At 32.4% G+C, this 2,636-nt stretch carries 3 protein-coding genes; 2 read left to right on the top strand and 1 reads right to left on the bottom strand.

Annotation, left to right across the window (positions count from 1 at the left end; genetic code table 11):
- Both D6734_10810 and D6734_10815 read left to right on the top strand, forming a co-directional pair.
- Nucleotides 1–429, top strand: a 429-nt coding sequence (locus tag D6734_10810) for a hypothetical protein (protein RMF93131.1), incomplete at its 5' end; no start/stop codon positions are given.
- A gap of 20 nt (nt 430–449) precedes the next feature.
- Nucleotides 450–1,523, top strand: coding sequence for a GAF domain-containing protein (locus tag D6734_10815; protein RMF93132.1), 1,074 nt, complete (start codon nt 450–452; stop codon nt 1,521–1,523).
- An 18-nt stretch (nt 1,524–1,541) separates the two neighbouring features.
- On the opposite strand, the gene D6734_10820 is transcribed toward D6734_10815, so the two are convergent.
- Nucleotides 1,542–2,630, bottom strand: a complete 1,089-nt coding sequence (locus D6734_10820) for a hypothetical protein (GenBank protein ID RMF93133.1) — start codon at nt 2,628–2,630, stop codon at nt 1,542–1,544.
- Nucleotides 2,631–2,636 lie beyond the last annotated feature (6 nt).

The raw sequence follows: 2,636 nt of genomic DNA on the forward strand, positions 1-2,636 counted from the left end.
AAGAAATTAAAGGATTTAAAATATTTATTTAAGATTAATGAACAGATTGTAAGCAAGAAGCTTATTTCCGAAATGTCCAAAAACTATACAGAAGATAAAATGCTCAAACATCTTGGTGGATTGGTTAAAAGTTTGAAAAAGACTGTTAGAGGCTTCAATTTCAATGGTAATAGAAATCAGCTAATTAAATTATTCAAATATTCAGCTCTTAAATCTCGTCTTAAAAAAACGGTCGGTAACACTAACCTCAACATTCAGCAGTTTGAAAGCATTGAAGATTCAGGCTTAACATTAAAAGAGCTTGAAAAAGCTTATATAATAAGAATATTGAAAGCTACTGGTGGCAACAGGTGCAGTGCTGCAAAAATTTTGGGTATTCACCGTAATACACTTATGAGGAAATGCGAGGAGTACAAAATTAAAGCATAATTATTTTAATTCTTAAAAAAATGGGAAAGATGAAATTCTTTTTCTCTTCGATTTTTAAAAAAACTGATTCTTTATCTGAAGGAATGGCAGAACATGAAAGGGATTATTTCTATAATGCCCACACTACTATGCTTCTTGAAATAGGTAAAGCGATGAAAAGCTCTTTTACTGATCCTGACCAAACGATGAATCTTATTACAAGCTCTGTTACTTTAATACTCAATACCGAACGTTCATTGCTTTTTTTGAATGACAAAAATACGAATCAGTTGAACATTGCTTCTGCAAGCGGAATTATAAATCCTGATATTTTGAAAAATATATCAATAAATTTTGGCGAAGGATTTATAGGTAAAATCGCAGAATCAAAGGAACCGAGGATGGAACATAATAAAGTCAAGATAGCAGAAAATTTTGAGGTATCAGAAATTATAGGTGCACCTATCATTTACCAAGATGAGCTTTTCGGAGTATTGACTGCTGATTCCAAAAGAGCGGGAAAAAAATTCAATGAAAACGATTTGAAACTCTTAAGCATTCTTGCCAATCTTGCGGCAATTGATATCGAGAGTTCAAATATCCATAAAGCGATGAAGCAGAGAAATGAACGGTTAACTGCTCTTTGTGATATTAGCCGCGCAATGACTTCGACACTTGAACTGCAGAAGCTTTTAGACCTAATAGTAGACAAAGCGCTTGCATTAACCAATGCAACAAGTAGTTCAATTATGCTTATCGATGAAGAAACACAAATACTAAATATAATGGCTTTTAGAGGTCTTCAAGAAGGAACCTCTGAAAGGGTCAAGCTTAAAGTTGGCGAAGGAATAACAGGAACCGTTGCAAAGACAGGCAAACCAATTTTAGAAAATAATGTCAGAAAAAATCCTCATTATGTTGAAGTTGCCAAAGAGATTTCTTCCGAACTTGCAGTGCCTATGTTTTATGAAGGAAAAATAATGGGCGTCATCAATGTGGATAGTATTCATTTAAATGCATTCACAGAAGAAGATTTAGAATTGATGACAACACTCTCAAATCACGCTTCCGTTGCAATCAACAATGCCAAGCTTTTTGAAAAGATGTCAAAATAAGATTCTTGCTCATCTTTTTTAAAGATGAAGAAGTTTGTGCTCTATTTCGAAATCACGAAAATAAGTTGACTTTTCCTGTTTTGCCAAATACTCATCATTTTGAATTCTTATGTTTGCCGCATTTTCAAAATCTCTCCTATAATCTTCAGGTATCTTCATTTTTATCTCTTTTAATTTTAGAGGATTCCAATAAAGCATATACCCTGCACCACTTCCAATCCCTTCATAAAAAGCCTTCTTTTCTTTTATAGATAGTTTTCCTGCAAACTTAGAAATCTTTTTAAAATTATATGGATATTTCCAAAAGAGGGCTTTACCTAATGAAAAGATAAAAGGTTTTCTATATTTTTCACTTATCGTTGAAATATATTCGATAGAATTTTCCGGGTTTTTTGAGAAATAGAGTGACGATGCAGAAGCTAAGCCGCTGAAAAAATCACCTTTATATTTATCAGGAATATATATGGATTCACTCATTAAAGTCTCTTTTTCCGCTATGAAACGCGCCACAACAGCTCTTCCAAGAGCATGGTAGAAATAGGATTTAAAAAGGTTAGGCAATTTTCTGATTCTTTTATGCCAATATAGAATATCATCATTGTTATATGTAAGACGGTAATTATAGAATGAGGGAATTAGACTAAAATTAGCGAATCGTCTCAATATTTTTTTTGATTTATTTAGTCCTTTTTTCCCTCTAAATTTAATCGATGGCGAAATTAAATCGCCTAATTTTTCTCTAAAAAAACAATGTGATGATGGATCAACTTTCGCTAATATATCTTGAATATTGAAATTTTTTCCATTGGAATAGTTAAGTGTAATAGATCGGTTGTCAAAAAATGTGGAATAAGCAATTAAGCTTATGCTTAATCCACGATACAGTTGTTTCTTCGTAAGATCATCGCATCTTTCAGCAATGTTTAGAAAATCGTCTAAAAATTCGTTGTTCTTTAAATAGCCATAATAAATCCCTACTCCCCGCAATGCCGCAATCCTATATTGTGGTTGAATTTTTTTAATCATTTCTAATGTTTTGTTTATTTTTCCTCTTTCCACTTTTGCAAGTCTTATTCCTATAACTGTATAATCTGAACCGCAATACAAGAACCC

This window comes from Candidatus Schekmanbacteria bacterium, assembly GCA_003695725.1.
Lineage (GTDB): Bacteria > Schekmanbacteria > GWA2-38-11 > GWA2-38-11 > J061 > J061.

What these genes read in the sequence shown, in the direction of transcription:
- D6734_10815 (RMF93132.1), top strand. Translation starts at nt 450, where the DNA reads ATGGGAAAGATGAAATTCTTTTTCTCTTCGATTTTTAAAAAAACTGAT.